Origin of the sequence: Anaerococcus lactolyticus ATCC 51172 (assembly GCF_000156575.1) — a bacterium.
Classification (GTDB): domain Bacteria; phylum Bacillota; class Clostridia; order Tissierellales; family Peptoniphilaceae; genus Anaerococcus; species Anaerococcus lactolyticus.
In genome coordinates this window covers 1-233 of record NZ_GG666204.1, presented here as the reverse complement: position 1 = coordinate 233, position 233 = coordinate 1, and the positions used below count along the sequence as shown (strand labels likewise).

At 63.9% G+C, this 233-nt stretch carries 1 protein-coding gene; it reads right to left on the bottom strand.

Going from position 1 to position 233, the window contains the following annotated elements; genetic code table 11:
- Positions 1-233, bottom strand: a 233-nt coding sequence (locus HMPREF0072_RS12250) for a hypothetical protein (protein ID WP_004831168.1), incomplete at both ends; no start/stop codon positions are given.

Sequence of the window (233 nt, the reverse complement as noted above, 5' to 3'; positions counted from 1 at the left end):
CTGAAAATCGCCTCCAGCCAGCTCCAGTTGATCGCCAGGCAGGCGCCGTCGCGCCGCTCTTCGACAAAGATATTCACCTCCAGGCCATACGACAGCGCCTGCTGCGCATCCTGCGCCACGGCGAAGGCGTCGCGGAAGCGGGTTTGGCTGCGTTGCGGCGTCCAGTGTCCCTCATCCTGGCTGAAACGCCCGAGGTAGTTGAACAAGATCTCCGGCGCATTGCGCTGCGCCAG